This window comes from Bacillus sp. FJAT-27245 (assembly GCF_001273955.1).
GTDB lineage: Bacteria > Bacillota > Bacilli > Bacillales > Cytobacillaceae > Bacillus_D.
On record NZ_LIGI01000001.1, the window covers coordinates 4,423,094 to 4,443,380 of the forward strand.

19 protein-coding genes and 1 riboswitch are annotated in these 20,287 nt (G+C 39.3%); of the genes, 5 read left to right on the forward strand and 14 right to left on the reverse strand.

The window, feature by feature from the left end:
* Positions 1-24 precede the first annotated feature (24 nt).
* The 3 genes from ADU24_RS21565 to ADU24_RS21575 all read right to left on the reverse strand — a co-directional run bounded on the left by ADU24_RS21565 (position 25) and on the right by ADU24_RS21575 (position 2,293).
* A complete protein-coding gene (locus ADU24_RS21565) occupies positions 25-747 on the reverse strand; it encodes an amino acid ABC transporter ATP-binding protein (RefSeq protein ID WP_053368581.1) in 723 nt (240 codons plus the stop codon).
* A complete protein-coding gene (locus tag ADU24_RS21570) occupies positions 744-1,427 on the reverse strand; it encodes an amino acid ABC transporter permease (RefSeq protein ID WP_053368582.1) in 684 nt (227 codons plus the stop codon). The genes ADU24_RS21565 and ADU24_RS21570 overlap by 4 nt, the downstream gene beginning before the upstream one ends.
* Positions 1,428-1,501: 74 nt before the next feature.
* A complete protein-coding gene (locus ADU24_RS21575; protein ID WP_053368583.1) occupies positions 1,502-2,293 on the reverse strand; it encodes an ABC transporter substrate-binding protein in 792 nt (263 codons plus the stop codon).
* A gap of 80 nt (positions 2,294-2,373) precedes the next feature.
* A riboswitch (Lysine riboswitch) is annotated at positions 2,374-2,555 on the reverse strand.
* A 188-nt stretch (positions 2,556-2,743) separates the two neighbouring features.
* On the opposite strand from ADU24_RS21575, the gene ADU24_RS21580 reads away from it, so the two are divergent.
* Positions 2,744-4,393, forward strand: coding sequence for a M20/M25/M40 family metallo-hydrolase (locus ADU24_RS21580; RefSeq protein ID WP_053368584.1), 1,650 nt, complete (start codon positions 2,744-2,746; stop codon positions 4,391-4,393).
* 156 nt (positions 4,394-4,549) lie between these two features.
* Here the strand turns inward: ADU24_RS21580 and ADU24_RS21585 are convergent, their stop codons facing one another.
* A complete protein-coding gene (locus ADU24_RS21585) occupies positions 4,550-5,428 on the reverse strand; it encodes a LysR family transcriptional regulator (protein WP_053368585.1) in 879 nt (292 codons plus the stop codon).
* A 118-nt stretch (positions 5,429-5,546) separates the two neighbouring features.
* On the opposite strand from ADU24_RS21585, the gene hutG reads away from it, so the two are divergent.
* Both hutG and gltS read left to right on the forward strand, forming a co-directional pair.
* Entirely contained in the window at positions 5,547-6,476 is a 930-nt protein-coding gene (gene hutG / locus ADU24_RS21590) for a formimidoylglutamase (protein WP_197277549.1), read from the forward strand.
* An 11-nt stretch (positions 6,477-6,487) separates the two neighbouring features.
* A complete protein-coding gene (gene gltS / locus ADU24_RS21595; RefSeq protein WP_053368587.1) occupies positions 6,488-7,672 on the forward strand; it encodes a sodium/glutamate symporter in 1,185 nt (394 codons plus the stop codon).
* Between the two features lie 335 nt (positions 7,673-8,007).
* Here gltS and ADU24_RS21600 read toward each other — a convergent pair whose 3' ends face one another.
* The 4 genes from ADU24_RS21600 to ADU24_RS21615 form a co-directional block, all read right to left on the reverse strand.
* Entirely contained in the window at positions 8,008-8,676 is a 669-nt protein-coding gene (locus tag ADU24_RS21600) for an RraA family protein (RefSeq protein WP_082307004.1), read from the reverse strand.
* A 263-nt stretch (positions 8,677-8,939) separates the two neighbouring features.
* On the reverse strand, positions 8,940-10,199 hold the full coding sequence (locus ADU24_RS21605; RefSeq protein WP_053368588.1) for an amidase: 1,260 nt from the start codon (positions 10,197-10,199) through the stop codon (positions 8,940-8,942).
* A 54-nt stretch (positions 10,200-10,253) separates the two neighbouring features.
* On the reverse strand, positions 10,254-11,519 hold the full coding sequence (locus tag ADU24_RS21610; RefSeq protein WP_053368589.1) for an amidohydrolase family protein: 1,266 nt from the start codon (positions 11,517-11,519) through the stop codon (positions 10,254-10,256).
* A 157-nt stretch (positions 11,520-11,676) separates the two neighbouring features.
* Positions 11,677-12,432: an SDR family NAD(P)-dependent oxidoreductase gene (locus tag ADU24_RS21615; protein ID WP_053368590.1), complete on the reverse strand. Its 756-nt coding sequence runs from the start codon at positions 12,430-12,432 to the stop codon at positions 11,677-11,679.
* Between the two features lie 1,089 nt (positions 12,433-13,521).
* Here ADU24_RS21615 and ADU24_RS21620 point away from each other — a divergent pair.
* Positions 13,522-14,304: a metal-dependent hydrolase gene (locus ADU24_RS21620; RefSeq protein WP_053368591.1), complete on the forward strand. Its 783-nt coding sequence runs from the start codon at positions 13,522-13,524 to the stop codon at positions 14,302-14,304.
* A 225-nt stretch (positions 14,305-14,529) separates the two neighbouring features.
* On the opposite strand, the gene ADU24_RS21625 is transcribed toward ADU24_RS21620, so the two are convergent.
* Positions 14,530-15,414, reverse strand: coding sequence for a LysR family transcriptional regulator (locus ADU24_RS21625; RefSeq protein WP_053368592.1), 885 nt, complete (start codon positions 15,412-15,414; stop codon positions 14,530-14,532).
* A 137-nt stretch (positions 15,415-15,551) separates the two neighbouring features.
* On the opposite strand from ADU24_RS21625, the gene ADU24_RS21630 reads away from it, so the two are divergent.
* Positions 15,552-16,742, forward strand: a complete 1,191-nt coding sequence (locus ADU24_RS21630; RefSeq protein ID WP_053368593.1) for a coenzyme F420-0:L-glutamate ligase — start codon at positions 15,552-15,554, stop codon at positions 16,740-16,742.
* A 2-nt stretch (positions 16,743-16,744) separates the two neighbouring features.
* Here the strand turns inward: ADU24_RS21630 and ADU24_RS23715 are convergent, their stop codons facing one another.
* The 5 genes from ADU24_RS23715 to ADU24_RS21655 all read right to left on the reverse strand — a co-directional run bounded on the left by ADU24_RS23715 (position 16,745) and on the right by ADU24_RS21655 (position 20,284).
* A complete protein-coding gene (locus tag ADU24_RS23715) occupies positions 16,745-17,065 on the reverse strand; it encodes a hypothetical protein (RefSeq protein ID WP_331457069.1) in 321 nt (106 codons plus the stop codon).
* A 49-nt stretch (positions 17,066-17,114) separates the two neighbouring features.
* Positions 17,115-17,594, reverse strand: a complete 480-nt coding sequence (gene rlmH / locus ADU24_RS21640) for a 23S rRNA (pseudouridine(1915)-N(3))-methyltransferase RlmH (protein ID WP_053368595.1) — start codon at positions 17,592-17,594, stop codon at positions 17,115-17,117.
* A gap of 101 nt (positions 17,595-17,695) precedes the next feature.
* Positions 17,696-17,923 carry a CxxH/CxxC protein gene (locus tag ADU24_RS22815; protein WP_442853746.1) on the reverse strand — a complete coding sequence of 76 codons (228 nt, stop codon included), beginning with the start codon at positions 17,921-17,923 and terminating at the stop codon, positions 17,696-17,698.
* 107 nt (positions 17,924-18,030) lie between these two features.
* Entirely contained in the window at positions 18,031-19,272 is a 1,242-nt protein-coding gene (locus ADU24_RS21650; protein ID WP_053368597.1) for a S1C family serine protease, read from the reverse strand.
* Between the two features lie 217 nt (positions 19,273-19,489).
* A complete protein-coding gene (locus tag ADU24_RS21655; protein ID WP_053369041.1) occupies positions 19,490-20,284 on the reverse strand; it encodes an MBL fold metallo-hydrolase in 795 nt (264 codons plus the stop codon).
* Positions 20,285-20,287 lie beyond the last annotated feature (3 nt).

The following is a 20,287-nucleotide window of genomic DNA, read 5'->3' on the forward strand; positions in this document are numbered from 1 at the left end:
GTTTTCTTCCTATTTATATTTATCCTATAAAATCTGGTTTAAGAACCTCTGGGTTCGTTCATGCTTGGGATTTGCAAAGAATTCATCCGGATGCCCTTCTTCAATAATATGGCCATCCGCCAGCATAACGATGCGGCTGGCGACTTCCTTGGCAAAGCCCATTTCATGCGTCACAATCACCATCGTCATTCCTTCACGGGCTAAATCCTTCATGACTTGGAGCACTTCGCCGACAAGCTCCGGGTCTAAAGCCGATGTAGGTTCATCAAACAGCATGACTTTTGGCTCCATCGCCAATGCTCTGGCGATGGCGACACGCTGTTTTTGTCCGCCTGATAATTGGTCAGGGTAAAAGTGAGCCTTATCCTGTAAGCCTACTTTTTTAAGAAGGTTCATCGCGTTTGCGATAGCCTCGTCTTTCGCTACATTTTTTACATGAACGGGTGCCGCGATAATATTTTCCAACACCGTCATATGGGGGAATAAATGAAAGTGCTGAAACACCATCCCTACTTGTTCTCTTATCTTGTTGAGATTTGTTTTTGCCGGTTCGATTTTTTCATTTCCAATCATAATGTCGCCGGAATCGGTCGTTTCCAAAAAATTCAAACAGCGCAGCAGCGTACTTTTCCCCGAACCGCTCGCACCAATCAGGACAACAACCTCTTTTTCTTTTACGGTTAAATCGATATTTTTCAAAACTTGAAGTGAACCGAAGGATTTGGAAAGGTTTTGAATGTCAATCATGCGAGTGCCGCCTCCTTCGGTTTACTAACATCGTATCTTTTCTCCAATCGGTTGAAACACCAAGTAAAAATTAGCACGATGATTAAATAATATAGCCCCACGACAAAATACGTTTCAAACGGCATATAGTTTTCCCCTTGGACTGTAAGGGCTGTATTAAATAAATCTGTCACCGCAATATAGGCCACAAGGGAAGAATCCTTTAAGCTAATGATGAACTGATTCCCAAGTGGAGGAATCGCCCGTTTTAATGCCTGCGGAAAAATAACCTGGCGCATCGCAAGGGGATAGCTCATCCCTAAAGACCTTGCAGCTTCCATTTGGCCGCGGTCAATCGATTGGACAGCCCCCCTGAATATTTCGGCGATATAGGCCCCTGTATGAATGCTTAAGGCCAAGGCCCCGGCTGTAAAGCTGTTCAGAGTAATAATATTCGCGATACCATAATACAGAAACATGATTTGAACAATTAACGGAGTTCCCCGGATAAGGCCTATATAGAGATCTGCTATCCGATTAAGGAATTTGATGGATGAAATTTTAAACCCTGCAACGATGATTCCAATCATCATTGCAATTAGAAGGGAAATAAATGTGATGGAAATCGTCATCCAAGAGGCTTGCAAGAATGCTAGGCCATGTTCACTTAGGATTCCGATAGTATTTTGCAAAAAAGCCATGAATTTAGCGCTGCCTCCTTTAAAGAAGGACGTAACCTCGTTAAAGCTTACGTCACTCGATTATTGGTTGAATGTTACTTTTCCATAATGTTTTCGTTGAACCACTTTTTGCTGATCTTTTCATATGTGCCATCTTCTTGCATATCAGCAAGGGCTTTGTTGATTTTTTCAGCAAGCTCTTTGTTTCCTTCTGAAACGGCTACACTAACGCGATCCTCGTTCAATAGGTCGCCTATAGCCTTGATTTTTAAACCTTTATCATTTTTAGCACTTACGCCGACGATTTTATCGGTAATTACGGCGTCCAAACGGCCTAGTTCTAAATCTTGAAGGGCATTGACATCAGATGGATATCCTTTTACCTTGTCGGATAATTCAAGGGCCATGTCCTTCCAGGTGCTTGCTTGGATGACACCAATGGATTTTCCTTTTAAATCTTCTTTTGAAAGAATCTTATTATTGCCGTCAGCGACAAAAATTTGCGCACCCGATAAATAATATGGTTCCGTGAAGTCAACCTGCTTATCACGCTCCGGTGTTGCGGTCATACTCCCGATAATGGCATCGTATTTTTTGGCTTTTAACCCTTGAATGATTGTTTCCCATTGATTAGTGACTGGATTTGCTTTTACTCCAATTCTTTTTGCTATTTCCGTACCAATTTCGACATCAAAGCCGGTTAGTTTCCCATCCTTTTTGAAGTTTAATGGAGGGTATTGTCCGCTCATCGCAAATGAAAGCGTACCTTCTTTTATTAAATGCAAATTTTCACCCTTGGCTTGCCCTGCTTTACTGCTTTCCTTCGTTCCGCATGCTGATAAAATCACCAATAGTGCGGAAACCGCGATAATCATAAGTTTTCTCATGGTGCTTTCCTCCTTTTTGAAAATAAAAAACACCGTCCCATTTGTATGTGACGGTGCCTGACACCCTCATTCAAAGCTTTGGAAAAGATAGTTCTCCACAATTCGTTGAAATTGTGACAGTTCTGCCCCTTTCGAGTGCAGCCCCAGCTCTCTGAAAACAGTGATATCAGAAGCTTCGGCGATTTATCCTTTTTCCTATTTTCATAGATTTCACTGAATCTCCAATAGGATACTCCTTTAAATCGCGACCTCTACCTCATCTCAAATGCCCGAAAAGATGAGGTTTTATTATTCAGTTTATTGTGATAGCATTCAGTATAGATTAATATTTATACACTTGCAAGTATAAAATTACTTGGTTTTTTAACCATTATAAAAAGCTTGACTAATATTTATCAATTGGTATACATTTTTCTACAATATCAATCTTTTAAAAAAGGAGCTAGAACCATGCTGCAATGCCGCGAGGATGTATTGGCATTCACGAACCAACTCGTGAATATTGAGAGTATAGTAAATACAAAGGGTGAAAAGGCACTTGCCCATTCCTTATACACACTTATTTCTTCATTTCCCTATTTTTCGAAAAATCCTTCACACATTTTGCTGCCGCAAACCATACAGGATGAACATGAAAGATACAATGTGATGGCTTTTGTCAAAGGTACAAAAGGAAGCAGCAACCGTACGGTAATCCTGATGGGACATATGGACACGGTTGGTACCGATGATTTTACTCAGCTTCAGGAATATGCATGTTTTCCGGATCAACTGATGGAAGCATTAAAAAGCGAGGAACTGCCTGCTTCGGCTAAGGAACATTTAGATTCCGGCGACTGGCTGTTTGGCAGAGGCGTCCTTGATATGAAAAGCGGGGTCGCCAGTAATATTTATCTACTAAAACACTATTCTGAGCATCCGGAAGAGTTGGATGGAAACATTGTCTTTTTGGCTGAATGTGATGAAGAGGACAGCTCCCATGGGGTTCTATCTGCATTAAAGGTATTGAAAAATTGGAAACAGGAGCATGGTTTTGACTATGTGGCGGCGATTAATGCCGATTTTGTGTCTCCGCGCCATCAGGGCGATGAAAATCGCTATATTTATATGGGAACTGTCGGAAAGCTGCTTCCGTCGTTTTTTATTACCGGGGCGGAAACACATGTAGGCTCCTGCTTTGAAGGGCTAGATCCCAATTTTATTGCGGCCGAGCTGACAAAACAAATCGATTATAATCCTGAGCTTTGTAACGAGGCCCTTGGGGAAATGACGGTCCCGCCAGTGTCTTTAAAGCAGATGGACCTAAAACCGTCCTATACGGTCCAGACTGCCTTGGCTTCCTATGTTTACTACAACTTTTTCATCCATTCCTGGTCTCCAAAAGATGTGCTGATAAAGTTGAAAGAACAGGCCCAAATTGCTTTTGAGAAGGCATTGAATTCCTTTGATGAACGATACAAACAGTACAGCAGCCTAAGCGGGGAACCTTATGTAAAACATCTATGGGAACCTAGAGTGCTCACTTACGAGGAAATGGAAGATTTGTTGGTGCAGGAGCATGGTGATGCGTTCGGGGCGCATATGGATCAATTTAAAGAAGTGCTGATGCTCGATAAGGAACTGGACACAAGAATGTTTGCAGCGAAAGTCGTTGAGGAAGCATGGAAATGGATGAAGGATAAAAACCCTGCAATTATCGTGTTTTACTCATCCCTCTATTCCCCGCGAATTGAGCTATCCGGCAAGACCGTCCAGGAACAATCGTTAATTGATGCGTTAAATCAGGCTGTGGAAACCATTCAGCCATCATATCCATACCCGATTGTGACGCGGAATTTCTTCCCGTATATATCGGACATGAGCTTTGTGGCCTTAAGCGACGATGAAGAAGGAATCCAAGCTGTTTCAAACAATAATCCCGGCTGGGGAACGAAGCATTACGTCGAGTATCAAGACATCCGTGATCTAAATGTACCGGTAATAAATATCGGCCCTTATGGGGTGGATGCCCATAAAAAACTCGAAAGAATGGAAATGACCTATTCTCTTGAAGTGGTGCCGAATCTTACTAATCTCGTCATTCAACAGCTTTTAGCATAGAAATGGGGTGTCCTTCCGGGGGCACCCTAAGCCTTCCATTCCCCGAATAATGTCGAGGAATTCGGCAAAATGGGGGTGAAAACAGCGTACTATGTCTTAACTATGGTCCAATAGAGCTTTTCAATTGAATCTTAATCTCAACTTTGATTATTCCATTCAATGCATTGTCTTAATAAGCTCAAATAGCTTTAATATACTCTCAGGGAATGTACGGTTTTTCATTTTGCTTAAGTATACATTGCGATTTAGAAACTCACTATTCACTGGGCGTGCAAGTAAATTTTCTGATAAATACTGTGTAACATAGTGTTGAGGCAAGATGGCAATTCCTAACCCTTCCTCTACTAATACTTTTATCATTTCAAACCTTTCTATTTTATACTGAATACGCGGTGTAACATTTTCTTGTTTAAATGCTTTTAATATTTGTGCACTTGTTTGGAACTCTGGTATCCCTATGATTAATGACTCTCCAGAAAAGTCTGACATCGTTATTTCTTCCTTCATTGCAAAAGGATGATCTTTTCTTGTTAACACAACGTACGGTTCGGTATACAATAATTCACTCTCTATTTCATTATCTACAATATGCTGATTCGTAATAACCGCATGCACATTTAAACCTAACAATGATTGACGCACGGTTTTATTATACAGTGTATCAATTATTGTAAATTGATTATTTGGGTATAGCTTTTGATACGCAATAATTACTTGTGAGAGCCAATAATTTGCTGATTCAATTATGCCTAATCGAATTTCCAAATGCTCCCCTTTTGCTAACTCCTTTACCACGATATCCATTACTTCAAATTGGATAATTAACTTTTTAGCATGTTCATAAAATTGGTATCCTAATTCCGTTAATTGAAATTTTTTCCTCGTTCGATCTATAAGCGGTGCATTGATTTCTTGTTCCAGAGCTTTTATTGCATTACTTAATGAAGGCTGTGAAATATGTAAAGCCTTTGCTGCCCTTGAAAAACTTTGATATTTTACTGTCGCAATAAAATAATTCATTTTCCTTAAATCCATTTTGCTACCCCATTTATAGTTTTAAACTATTATAAGTTTAAAAAATGATATTTGTAATAATAAATGTTAGAAAATATAATAAAAATATCATTTTTCCGATTTTTAAGAGGTGAATACATTGTATAAAAAAACAAATCCAGAAATCTGGCAAGGTCGCACCGATCACAATACAGATTCTACTTACTTTCGTTATCACCAAATTGTCCAAGTGGCCACAACAATTAAACAAGGGGCAATTGGATTAATTGGCTTTGCCTGCGATGAGGGGGTACGCCGTAACAATGGCCGTGTTGGTGCAAAAGATGCTCCTGATACCTTACGTAAGCAGTTAGCTCCGTTACCATGGCGTAATCATAATCACGAAAATTCACTAATTGACCTGGGGAATATCATTTGTGAAGGTCATGAATTAGAGCATGCTCAACGGGAACTGGGGGATAAAGTTTCTGACATTGTAACAAAAGGAAAGGCTATTGTACTTGGGGGCGGGCATGAAACATTATACGGACAATATTTAGGTGTGCGAAAAGCAGTAGGTCCGGACGCTTCAATCGGTTTGCTAAATATTGATGCGCACTTTGATATGCGTTCGTATGACAAACAAACTTCGTCGGGTACAATGTTTAAACAAATTTTAGACGAGGATCCGAATGCCCATTATTTTGTATGTGGTATCCAGCAATATGGCAATACGACTGCATTATTTAATACAGCAGATCAATATAATGTGCAGTACTTTTTAGACGAACAGTTGGATTCAGCTCAGTTCACTACAGCATTAAATGACTTTATGGATGCACATGATGTTTTACTCGTTACGCTTTGTATGGATGTTTTAAATGCTGCTGAAGCTCCCGGTGTCAGTGCACCATCGCCATTTGGTTTATCTGCTTTAAAAGTTCGTGGCATTCTGCGCCAAATGGTTTCGCACAAAAAGACTGTAAGCTTCAGTATTTGTGAAGTCAACCCTTCACTTGATGTAGGTAACAGAACAGAAAAATTAGGGGCATACTTTATAAATGAAGTAATTATGAACAGTTTCGAATAAAATAAAGGGGGATTTGTATGGCATTGAATCAAATTACCACTCTATGCCTAGCAGTAGCATTATTTTTAATAGGATCTTTTTTAGTTAAAAGGATAAATTTTTTAAATCGTTTCTGTATTCCAGCACCGGTAATTGGTGGCTTGCTCTTTGCTATTTTAGCAACGATGTTAAAAAGTTATAATATTCTTCAAATTACATTAGACACTTCACTACAATCCATTTTCATGATTACATTCTTTACAACGATTGGACTTGGTGCGAGTTTCAAACTTGTTAAATTGGGTGGGAAATTGTTAGTCATTTATTGGGTAGCTTGTGGATTCTTAGCTTTAATGCAAAATTTAATTGGGGTTTCACTAGCGAAAGTAATGGATATTCATCCATTACTCGGCGTTATGGCTGGAGCTGTTTCAATGGAAGGTGGACATGGTGCTGCCGCTGCTTATGGTGAAACAATTGAAGGTTTAGGTGTAGCTTCTGCAGTAACAATTGGTATGTCTGCAGCTACGTGTGGATTAGTAGCTGGGGGACTTGTAGGTGGCCCAGCTGTACAATACTTAATTCGCAAATTCAACCTAAATCCATCTTCTGAAGAAGCAGAAGAATACATTGAAAAAGCACAAAATCCGATTACAGAAAAATCATTTATGAAGCAAGTTTTTTTAATCACATTCTGTATGGCTGCTGGTACTTATATCGCAGAATGGTTTTCTACTTTGACAGGATTCGTATTACCAGGTTATGTAGGTGCCATGTTCACAGCTGTAATTGTTCGTAACATCGTTGATCGCTTTAACCCTGAATTAATCAACATGAACGAAATCAACTTAATCGGCGATATTTCTCTTGGTATTTTCTTATCAATGGCATTAATGAGCATTAAATTATGGGAAATCGCTGATTTAGCCTTACCATTACTCATCATTGTTTTAGCTCAAGTAATCTTCATCGTGTTATTCGGGGTGTTTGTTCTTTTCCGCTTACTTGGCAAAAACTACGATGCAGCGATTATGGTATCAGGTTTCCTTGGTCATGGTCTTGGTGCAACGCCAAATGCTATGGCCAATATGTCGGCTGTCGTTTCTAAATTTGGTCCCTCACGCAAAGCATTCCTAATTGTGCCAATCGTAGGAGCCTTCTTAATTGACATGTTCGGCATGCCAATTATTATTACAACAATTAATATGTTTAAATAAGAGTGCCTAGCAATTATATTATTCAAAAAGCACAAACCTTGAGTGAAGTGGGTTTGTGCTTTTTTAGATTGTAAACCGTGTGCGTGTTGTGTACTATTCATTCGCAATCAACTATAACACCGTCAACTTGCAAATCGAATACTAACCATTAACAATAGCACGGCTATTTCAGCTTATATTTTCAAGTTACAAAAGTCTTATTTACTTATGGATAGACTTGCTTTAGTCATTTATATACCAAAAGCAAAGGAATTCAGCATAAACGCAAAAAGAGGCCAGTCCATCAGTTTAGTATTACTATATTGAACCGGGGAACTGGTCTCAAAACTTACAACTTAAAATTTTAAACCTTTCTTTTTTAATGTTTTGTCTATCCAACTTCTGTCTAATGTACCAGCCTCAATTTGAGTGAGCATCTCTTGTTCATGAGCGTATATTGCTTTTGCTCTTTCTAGCACCTTTTCCGCCTGTCCATAAGGGACAACCACTACCCCATCGTTATCACCTACAATAACATCACCCGGATTCACTGAAACACCGGCACAGCTAATAGAAACATTGATTTGTCCCGGCCCTTCTTTGAAAGGGCCCCCAGGGTTCACGCCTTTTGCAAAAACGGGAAAACCGATTTGTTTTATCGCTTCCGCATCTCTGATCGCTCCATCTACTACATAGCCGGAAATGCGATTTCTCTTCCCAATCATACACATCATTTCTCCTAATAATGCTCTGCTAATATCTCCACCGGCATCCACAACAATAACATCGCCAGGAGATGCTATCTCGATCGCTTTATGAAACATCAAATTGTCCCTAGGCATTGTTTTTACTGTCAAAGCCTGCCCAACCATTTGAACATCCGGTTTATTAAAATGTGCAACTCCTATCATTGCATTAAATATTCCCATTGCATCGGCAATAATTGTAGTACTAATAGCACCTAACCCATCGATTATTTCTTGAGGCAATTTTGTATATGAAGGTTCGATACGTAAATCTAACATGAATATCACTCCTTTAATTTGTTTTTCAGTACGATCAAGCAACAGAATTGACTATTCTCAATCGAGATTAAATAGAGAGGGGGAGTAAATGATTAGCATTTCTCCCCTCCTCCAACTACTTTTCTTTTATTTCTTGCAAAAAACTTAACAAGAGTCCCATACGATACCTAGAGGCTATTTTTTATTTTTTCGTTTGTCGATTATAGCTAGATTAACTTTTTACCCCCATCTAAAGCAGGACGGTGGTATGCATTTTGAAAGTATTATCTAGCTGAAATTTTATGATTGGCGTTACTAAAACTGTCGACTAAATCCGCAGCAAATTCGGCTAACTGTAAATCACAATCATGAGCCCCGATTAAAGAAATACCAAGTGGCACTTCGTGTTGTTTAACTAATGGCAGTGTCACTTGCGGTGTACCGGATAAAGGTGAAATACATAATAATTTAGTCGATTGTGCACGTGTTGCATTTATTTCATCTAAAGAGCTACTTCTTAAAGGTGCTACAGAGGCAGCTGTAGGTAAGCATAGTAGTGTTCCTTCTGGTAAAATATCTTTCACTCTTTCAATAATAGCTTGTCTTTTATATAATGCTTCTTTATATTCGCTCATAGTAATGGTAGATGCCCACTCTAATCGTTCTTTTGGGCCTGATGAAAGATTCGGACGATATTTCCTTACCCAACCACCGTAACTTTCCCAAACTTCATATCCTTGAATAACTCTAAAAATTTCTGTCCATTCTTCTAAACCATTAGGACTCACTTTTATATTTTCAACTATCTCAAAATGTTGTTTAAGATGGTTGACAGCAGGCTGTAATGCCTCCACAACATCTTTGTTGACCGAATCAAAACAATCCTCAGCGATGAGTAATCTATTAAACGTCACTTTTTTACTGTCATTTCCTAATACTTCTTTGGATACCCGTTTAAAAATATCTGCATTTCTAGCAACATACCCAAGAACGTCCATGCTCTCACAATACGGAGCCTCTCCATCATTTGCAACACGTCCATAAGTAGGACGAATACCTAATACTCCATTGTAACTTGCAGGAACCCGAACAGACCCTAGGCAGTCGCTTCCGTAAGCAAAATCTACTAAACCTCCAGCTGTAGCTGCGCCCGTCCCGCTCGAAGACCCTCCTGTAAAGCGTCTTGGGTCGTGAGGGTTAATTGGAGAACCATAATTCCAATTTTCACCACTTATACTGTAACATAGCTCATCACAAATCGTTTTCCCAACTAAATCTGCTCCAGCAGATAACGTTTTAGTGACAATACTAGAGGTAAAGTCATCTGGATCATGTGTCCGCAGCCATTCTGGATGGCCATTACTATAAGTGCTTCCCAAAATTTTAAAAACATCTTTTACTGCAAAAACAAGTCCTTCGAGATTCCCCTCACCAGACCCTTTCAAAGCGATGTGGTTTTCACGAACAAACGACTGTAGCGCATCAAAAGGCGGCTGATCAGAGACTGTTAAGCGAGCATTATTTAACATATTAATAGGAACCATATTTATCACCTTTCCTGAATTAGTAGTAGATAGAAATAAACAGTCTATTTATTATTAATCTCCCATTAAAACAGATGCCATCTTACGTGATAATTCATTTTGGACAATGATGTTACCATTTTTAATTACATAGCGAACTAAAGGTTGATCATTAATTAAATTGCTCAAATCGTCACAATCATAGATAACAATATCAGCATTTTTACCAACCTCTATGCCGTAAGTATCTCTTACCCCTATTGCCTTAGCCGCGTTATAAGTGACCATATCTAATACTGCACGACGTTGATCCGCAGAACCCATTTGTTGTGATACCTGCAATAAGTAGCCAACAGCGATTAAGTCTGCATTACCAAAGGGTGTAAATGCATTGCGAATATTATTGGAGGAATAAGCAAGATTTACCCCATGCTCCATCATTGACAATACAGGTGCCATACCGCGAGGAATATTTTTTCTCTCCGTGCGTCCGGTCATAAACATATCCGTTACTGGTAATGGAACGATGGAAACTTCAGCTTTAGCAATTTTGTCAAAAATAGGAGCTGCCACTTCTGGATCAAGTGACCCTAATGTTGTAACATGTCCGATTGCAACTCTACCTTGATAGCCTCGTTCAATTGTCATGTCACAAATTAACTCGATGCATGTATTTTGTGGATCATTCGCATCCGTACCAAAATCGGCATGCATATCAATCGGCAAGTTGTATTTTTCCGCCAAATCAAAAACGATTTCTAGTTGTTTTTTAGTATCCTCCATTGTTTTTTCACTATAAGGACAACCACCAACTACATCGGCACCCATTTTGATGGATTCTTCCATCATCTCCAGAACGCCAGGAGATTGAATGATGCCTTCCTGAGGGAATGCAACAATTTGCATATCTAGTACATCTTTAAATTTCTCTTTTAAATCCAGAAGCACTTCAACCCCAAGAGTCTTCTCGAATGGATCCACATCAGGATGTGCTCTCATTATGGTAGTTCCGTTTAACACCGACCATCTTAATACTCTTTCAGCCCGTTTTTTCACATCATCATATGTATATAATTTCTTTAATTCAGCCGTATTCTTCAATGCTTCCTCTAATGTTCCTGATATATTAGGTTTGCGATCTTCAAGAAAAGCTTTATCAGGGTGGATATGACTTTCAATTAGAGTTGGTAACACAGCATTGCCTTTTGCATCAATTTCTTCTAAGTTATTGTCATTTTGAATGTGTGCAGTTATTTCCACAATTTTCCCATCAATGATTTTAATATCTTTCTGAGCTTCGCCATCTTTGATATGTGCATTTCGTATTATTAAATTACCCATGGAAAAATACCCCCTGTAATTAAATTCATATATGGTACACAAAAAAAAGATTATATTGTGATATAAACTAAAAAGGTTTTCTAAAAAAGGGCCTGTCCCCCAGCTCGTTAACACTTTACCAAACTGGGGAATTGCCCTGTAATTTTAAAAAATACAATTATCCAATTGATTGTCCACCATCAATTTTCATTTCAACACCATTTATATGCATAGCTCTGTCACTTGCTAAATAGGCCGAGAAATAGGCAACATCTTCAGAGCGACCAATACGTTCAGATGGAATACTAGCTATTTGTCGAACAACTGCCGGATGTTCTTGATCGATTGCGTAGCGGACCATTGGAGTATCGGTTAATCCTGGACATAGTGAAACAGCACGAATTCCATCTTTCGCATAATTGAAAGCAAGCTGTTTCGTGTATCCAACAAGTGCATGCTTAGAAGTAATATATGCTGCGTCTCCAACACCAGCAATTGTTCCTCCAATTGAAGCGACATTAATAAATGTTCCCTTCCCTTTTTCAAGCATATGTGGCAGGAGCGCATTTGTTAGTAAATAGACTGCTTTAACGTTCACAGCCATGATTCTATCCCATTCATCTTCAGTAATATCAAGAGATGCTTTAAAATCCGCCAAAATAGCAGCATTGTTCACACAAATATCAACTGTTCCAAACTCATCAAGCGCTTTATTAATCATAATCTGAACATCTTCTTTTTTAGAAATGTCAGCAACAATACTAAGTACAGTTCCATTATTATCTTTGATTAGTTTCTCAGTTTCAGCTAAACCTACCGCATTCAAATCATTAAGGATAACCTTGGCACCTTCTTTTGCATACTCAATTGCCTGTGCTCTACCTAGTCCTGATGCAGCGCCTGTAATTAATGCAACTTTCTCTTGTAACAACATAATACCCCTCCTAAATTTGACCCCTTAATTCCCATTTCTGGGATAAATGATAGTTTTGTAATTTTTAAATAACATTACAAAACTATCTTAACAAAATAAAAAGATCGTATTAGTAAGGTAAAGCGAAACCGCTTTCAACCTCATCACCCTTTATTATATATAGCATTTCCAACAAGTTCTATATACTGATTGACCAAAAGGAACGAGCACAAACTATTAAACATGCATAACAATTTTAATATTACATTACTTTCTAACAAGCCTTTGTTCACTTTGAACAAATGAAAACTATATCTTATAAGAAACTGAAAGAGACTCTTTCAACTGAAAGACAAAAAAAGGGTGTCAATTATGGAAGGCTAAGCACTGAAGAAAAAGCAAGTGAGGGTTACAGCATAACTGAACAACTACAAACTTTACGTCAATATGCACAACTATATGGAGGTGAAATAGCAGAGAAAAAAGCGAGTTAGAACAAAAGAAGAATGACATTACGGTACAATAAGCTCACACGATTCAAAGATTAGACCAACTGAGCCGATTGAAAAACTTTTGGAACATAATTTTTAAAAGCGCTTCAAGAGAAAGGAAAAAACATTTACTTCAAAAGCTAATAAAAGAAATCTCAGTAAAAAAAATTACTAGACAAACCACGAACTATTAAAAAAATTCGACTTTGACTTTCAGAGTTAATTTATTAAAGACCTTTATACTTCTCCATTTGTTATATCGAGAAACGGATAATACAAATGGTTTTCCACAGTCAATACCCGCTTCCGACAAAGAATTTTCCTTTATTTACAACTTTTTTTACCTCTGTTTATGGTAAGGCTCACCGCATCTTTAAAAGTGGCGGTTTTTAATTGGTATGATGTCACCTTTATCTAGGATAATCATGCAGGTGATTACCATTTGGCTTTGCTCTCAATACCTCAGCTAAAAAAACATTAACTTGTTGATCCTTTCCAAGATATTCATTACTTATTTAAGCCAATAATCACATTTTACAAATTCGGACTTATTAATTTGAAAGTCAGGAATAGAATGATAATGGTTTTACTTTACTAATATTAGGGGGAGAAGAATGTAATGAAAATATTAAGGCTTGGGCATGCAATGTATATGTTTACAAGTAAGGAAGGGAAAAATTACCTCGTAGATCCGTTTTTTGATTTAAATCCAGGATTTCCACAACATCTAGACAATAAAGATTTTTATAATGCTATTGGTTGTGTATTTTTGACACACGGACATTTTGATCATACAAGTGGACTTTCTAAAATAGTGGAAAACAAACCTGACATTATGGTTGTTGCACAATATGATTTGGCCATGATACTTCTGCAAAAGGGCATTAAAAATATACTTCCCATTAATCTAGGTGGTTCGGTCTCCTTCGAGGACCTTAACGTCACAATGGTTCAAGCAAAACATACATCCTCATACGGGGAGATAGAAGGAACCCCAATATATGCGGGTGAGGCATCTGGTTATATTTTTGACTTTGCCAATGATTATACAGTTTACCATTCTGGTGATACGGCTCTTATGTACGATATGAAGTTGATTCAAGATGTGTATAATCCAGAGATTGCAATATTATCTTCATCAGGACACTTTACAATGGGGCCAAAAGAAGCAGCTTATGCAGTAAAGCACCTATTGAAAGTTCAATACGTTATTCCAAGCCATACATTTCCATCCAAAAAAAGTGCCACATCACCGGAGACCCTAGATCAATTATTGAACGCCTTTCCCGTAGTGGAAAATATGATAGATAGAGATAAGGACCTAAAAGAGTTGTTAAACGATTATCAACAAACCGAAGTGGTAACGATGGGATATGGAGAGGACAGGGAATTTAAGAAATAGCATATTATATAAAGAGGTTACCAATCTCGTTGTCCCACATGGCCTCTAATACAACCAGTTAATTAATAGAACAGAGATGAGTTCTTTATCATCTCTGTTTTGATTGTTCCTTTTGGCAATCTCTCCGATTTTATCTAGTGAGGTTGTCTATCATTGGTCATAATTAAAACTGCATCTATTTGTGATGTGGTTCACCGCGATACATCTAAATGAGTTTTCACTGGTTCAGACTTTATGTATACTTTCTACAAACTTCTTGGCTGCACGCGATAATGGAACATTTTTTAAATAGCATATGCCAATACTCCTTTTTGGGATTTCCTCTTCAAGCCTTATTTCGTATAATTCCCCTCTTTCTAAATAATCCTTTGAAAACTCTTTTATTACACAAGAAATACCTAAATTTATCTTCGTGAATTCTAAAACTAAGTCATATGACCCAAGTTCAAATACAGGAGAAATATGAAAGCCCCTCTTTTTAAAGAAATTTTCTACAAACATGCGTGAATTCGATTTCTTTTCTAAAAATATAAGTGGCATCTCCATTAAAAACTTTAAACTAACCGGTTTATTTGTTAATCTTTTGAATTTTTCTCCACAGACAAAAATATCTTGGATTTCTTTACACGGCATCACTTGAATGTGGTCATCATGGAATGGCAAATTGCATATTCCCAAATCTGCCTTTCCGGATTTAATAAAATTACAGATTTCTGTTGTGGTTCCATTTAATATATTTAATTTGATTCCGGGATATCGTGCATGAAATTCCTCCAAATATGGTAATAAAAAATAGCGCGAGATAGTATCTCCAACCCCAATACGTAATTTCCCAGTTCTTAATGTTTTAAAATCTAATATTTTCTCCTCCGCGACATTGATCATTCCTAAAGCTGAATTAATATGCTCATTTAATAATTTTCCTTCATTCGTCAATAATATGCCCTTTGGTGTTCGATAGAAGAGTTGTATCTCTAATTCATTCTCAAGCTTCATAATCGCTTGACTGACCGCTGATTGTGTCAAATATAATTCTTGTGCTGCTTTCGAAAAACTTTTATTTCGGCTAACGACGTTAAATATGCGATATAAATCCAAATTTCCTATCATATAAGCACTCCTTATATCAGATATTACATATATTAATTTTACTTATAACAGCTTATAAAGGTATAGTAAATTTATAGCGTTTTGAAAATATGTAAATAATCCTTTTTAAAGGTTACCCGATTAGAGGAGAGATTATATTGACTAGAGCTGTTGGAACAGTAGTTCGCGGGCTTCGCGGACCTATTATCAACAAAGGAGATAATATCGAACAAATCGTTGTTGAAACAGTAATAAATGCCGCAAAACTGGAAGGCTTTTCTATAGAGGATCGTGACATTGTAACAGTAACTGAATCCATTGTCGCTCGTGCACAAGGAAACTATGCAACCATTGACGATATAGCAGCAGATATTAAAGGAAAATTCGGTGACGAAACAATTGGGATTATTTTTCCGATTCTTAGCCGTAATCGATTTGCAAACTGCTTACGGGGGATAGCAAAAGGGGCAAAGAGGATTGTATTAATGTTAAGCTATCCATCTGATGAAGTTGGGAATCACCTTGTAGATATCGATGAACTAGACAATAAGGGCATAAATCCATGGACAGATGTATTATCTGAAGCCCAGTTCCGTGAACATTTCGGTTTTATCCATCATCCATTTACAGGTGTTGATTACATCGAATACTATAAATCCCTGATTGAAGCTGAAGGTGTAACGTGCGAGGTTATTTTCTCTAACAACCCAAAAACCATTTTGGACTATACAAAGAATGTTTTAACTTGTGATATCCACTCACGTTTTAGAACAAAACGGATTTTAACAAACGCTGGTGCTGAAAAAGTATATGGACTTGATGATATTCTTTCAGAGTCAATTAATGGAAGCGGTTTTAATGAGGCTTATGGTCTACTTGGATCAAATAAAGCAACTGAAGACAGCGTAAAACTATTTCCAAACAACTGTCAGCCAATCGTAGATGGCATTCAAGCCAAAATCAAAGAAGTCACCGGTAAAACAGTTGAAGTAATGGTTTATGGCGATGGTGCATTCAAAGATCCAGTGGGTAAAATTTGGGAGCTTGCGGATCCAGTAGTATCTCCAGCTTACACTGAAGGACTTAATGGCACTCCAAACGAAGTGAAATTAAAATACCTGGCAGATAACAACTTCTCTCATCTTCAGGGAGAAGAGTTAAAACAGGCTATTTCCGAATACATCCAGAATAAAAAAGAAGACCTGGTCGGTGCCATGGAAGCACAAGGTACTACACCTCGTAAACTTACAGACCTAATTGGATCTTTATCCGATTTGACTTCTGGAAGTGGAGACAAAGGAACACCCATGGTCTATATCCAAGGTTACTTCGATAACTATACAAAATAAAATCAATACAAAAGGATGTCTCCTAAATCGAGACATCCTTTTTTACTTTCAGGATTTAAAACTTGTAATTGTTCATCTTCCTGAATCGCTAAATCTAAAAATCTCTCATTCTTCTTATACACATCGGGAATTTCATTTATCTTATCAACTATTGTCTCTACTTGTTGATTATCTATAATCCATTCTCCCAATTTCCTTTTAAGATACTGTGAGGTAATATTTCCTGCATTTTTAATACCATCCCAAGCTAGTCCAGCTAATATTGTTGAAGTTAAGACTCCCCCTTTTTCTAAATAATAACAATTAAAATAAAAACAGCCTATCTTAAAATTGTGATAGACTGATTTTCAATACATTTTATTAAAACCTCATTTACTTATGATATGGTTCATTCCTATTTATCCGAAACGCCCGATATATCTGTTCTACAAGAATCAGCCGCATAAGCTGATGAGGAAAGGTCATTTTCGAAAAAGAAAGCTTCTCATTGGCCCGGCTCAGGACCTCGCTGCTTAAGCCGAGCGAACCGCCAATAATAAAAGCGATTTTGCTTTTGCCGTGGAGGGCGAGCCTGTCCAGGTTGGCGGCAAGCTCCTCGGACGATTGCATCTTTCCTTCAATGGCCAGGGCGATGACATGGGCATCGGAGCTGACCTTAGCAAGAATCCGCTCCCCTTCCTTTTTCTTGACCTGTTCCATTTCGGCTTCGCTCATTTCCTCAGGCGCCTTTTCATCGGGAACTTCAATGATTTCAATTTTGGCATAGGCGGACAGGCGTTTCGTATATTCCTCGATCCCCTGCTTCAAATATTTTTCTTTCAATTTACCAACCGTTACGACAGAGATATTCACAATCCACAACCCTTTACAGAATGGTTACAAACAGTTTACAAACACGTTATCCACAGAACTTATCCACATGTCCACATTTTCTATCCACATATTGTAGCAGATCATTCGTTCGCCACAACATATATAGCCGTATTTTGACAAAATTCACAGCTTGTTGATAAGTTATCCACATCTACTTTTTCCAAAATCGGAAAGGTTTCGTGCTCATCTACGACCATATCAAGTGCAAGATCCACGTGTTCTTCGCAACAATAAATCAAGTTTGTCCACCTCCATCTTCTTTGCAACCGATAACTCTTTGATGTCAGCTCTATGTATAGTTTCCACACCAGAAAACGAGTTATTCACATCATACCATACTGTACAACCCCTAATCCCTTCAACTTTTCCACAGCAAAAAACGGGAAGGCCCCACGTAAGGCCCTCCCGTTCCATTCTAAATATCTCCTTCACCAAGCTGGATGGTCGTCTCCATTTGTTTGCCCCCGCGGTAAAACTTGATTGCCATCTTCTCGCCAATTTTCTTCTTATTGTAGAGATGCCTGCGGAGATCAATGGCATCCTTTATTTTCTCTCCATCCATTGATACGATGACATCCAGTTCTTTGAGCCCCGCTTTATCGGCTGGTGAGTTCGGTACGACATGCCTGAGGGCGACTCCATAATTCACATCCCCTGGCAACTGCAGTTCCCCATGCTGGAACGAAGTGGGCAGATCTGATACAGATCGTAAATCGACACCCATGTAAGGGCGGCGCACTTCGCCGTATTTTTCGAGGTCGGCAATCACCGGCTTTGCATAATTGATAGGAATGGACAGCCCAATTCCTTCAACAGCGCTTTGGGCAATCTTCATTGAGTTGATGCCGATTACCTGGCCTGCAATATTGATAAGCGCCCCTCCGCTGTTACCCGGGTTGATGGCTGCATCCGTCTGGATAACATCCGCCTGCCAGTCGGCAATTCCATCCTGGTTTATATCGACTGGAATGGCCCGTTCAAGGCCGGAAATGATCCCTTTCGTAACCGAACCGGAAAAGGTCAGCCCAAGCGGGTTCCCGATTGCAATGACCGGTTCTCCTGGCTTCAATCGCTCGGAGTCGCCAAATTCCGCAACTGTTTTAATCTTATCTGAACTGACTTCCAGGACGGCGAGATCCGTCCATACGTCACTGCCCTTTAGTTTGGCAGGTATTTTATTGCCATCCGATAGGGTTACTTCGAGCTCGTTCGCTCCATCCACTACATGGTGGTTCGTCACGATATATGCCTTATTTCCAGTTACTTTATAAATAACTCCCGATCCCGTTCCGGCGGATTGCTCCTGGTCCTCACTGAACCAAAATCCCCGCGACGTTCTGATATTGCTTATACCGACGACGGCATCGGCGGCCTTTTCAACCGCTTTCGTTACATCTGTTTCCACATCGACAGCCACCTGTTTCCGGACTTCTGTTGTTGCTCCTCCAATTCCTGCAGCCGTTTCCAGTGCCGGCCCGTTTGTCGGTGCCACTTTATAAGGGAGCAGCCCCGCATCCGAGAGAAAAGGAACAGATAGAATAACGAGGAAAGCTCCAATCATCGCCCCGATAAGGCTGGTGAGGAAATAGCCTTTTCTGCTCTTTTTCGGCTCCGGTTCCTTATACCTGGACTGGTAGTCATGGTCATAATATCCCATAATACAATTCCTCCTTCAAAACTGCCAAAACGCATGCCACTTTTAAACTAATTATACTCCCCCCACGGAATATTTCGAATGGAAACGCATCACCCCAAGACTCTTTTTTCAACGCATAACTCTACTCGGCATTTCATTTCCGCAAAATCTTCGGCCATATAAAGAAAAGAGCAAACATACCATCCAAAAGGACGTATATTTACTCTTTTAAGCAATCCTACACAGCGGTCAACGCTGTCGGGATGCGTGGGTCTGTATCATATAGATCAAACTGCTCGCCGATCCGGATGCCCCTCGTTTCAAGCGTCTGGGCAACGGCCATCCTTGCCAGGTCCTTCATATTGTTGTCCAGGCTTAAATGAGCCAGGTATATCCTTTTTGTTTTGTCCCCGGCAACCTCGCTCATCGCAATTGCGGCATCCTCATTCGAGACGTGCCCGACATCGCTCAAGATCCGGCGCTTGACGTTCCAGGGGTATCTTCCCATCCTGAGCATCTGGACATCATGGTTGCTTTCAAACACATATGCGTCCGCATTCTCGATGGTTCCCTTCATACGGTCACTTACATAGCCCGTGTCGGTAATCAAAACAAGCTTCTTTCCGCCTGAATGAAAAACATAGAACATCGGCTCGGCAGCATCATGCGAAACGCCAAACGACTCAATATCGAGCGAACCAAAGCTCTTGACCGTTTCCATTCCGAAAACAAACTTCTGCTCTGTCGGGATTTCCCCGATGCAGTGCTCCATTGCTTTCCATGTCTTTTCGTTCGCATAGATCGGAAGCTTGTACTTGCGCGCGGCGACGCCCAATCCTTTCACATGGTCACTGTGCTCATGGGTGACCAAGATTCCGGACAAGTCACGCATATCACGGCCAATTTTCTGAAAAAGGCCTTCGAGCTGCTTTCCGCTCAAGCCCGCATCCACCAAAAATGAGTGCTCGCCCGATTCCACATAGATGGCGTTTCCTGTACTCCCGCTTGCAAGCACACTAAATTGCAATGTCATTCC